The sequence below is a fragment of the Shewanella electrica genome (assembly GCF_022321485.1).
Lineage (GTDB): Bacteria > Pseudomonadota > Gammaproteobacteria > Enterobacterales > Shewanellaceae > Shewanella > Shewanella electrica.
Window position 1 is genome coordinate 1 of the sequence record NZ_JAKOGG010000656.1, and the last position, 245, is coordinate 245.

Genomic DNA, 245 nt, shown 5'->3' on the forward strand with positions numbered 1-245 from the left:
CTAGCGCTTTCAGGAATAGGCAATAATGTTTCAATATCAGCCAATTGATGACGTTGGTTAATCGCAATTTGTTCAAGACCACGTTGCTCTTGTGTTCTCAAACGAAAAATTTTTTTACTGGAGATACGACTGCCCGCTAGGAAAAAAATAGCAAATCCAATTACTGGTAGAAAAAGCAATACTAACATCCATGCCCAAATTGTCGCAATATCTCGCTTCTGGCGAAAAACTGTAATAAAAGCTAC

1 protein-coding gene is annotated in these 245 nt (G+C 38.0%); it reads right to left on the reverse strand.

Annotated features, from left to right (window positions below; all coding sequences use genetic code 11):
- A partial coding sequence (locus tag L9G74_RS21725) for a PLD nuclease N-terminal domain-containing protein (RefSeq protein WP_238898948.1) occupies nt 1-245 on the reverse strand: 245 nt, incomplete at both ends.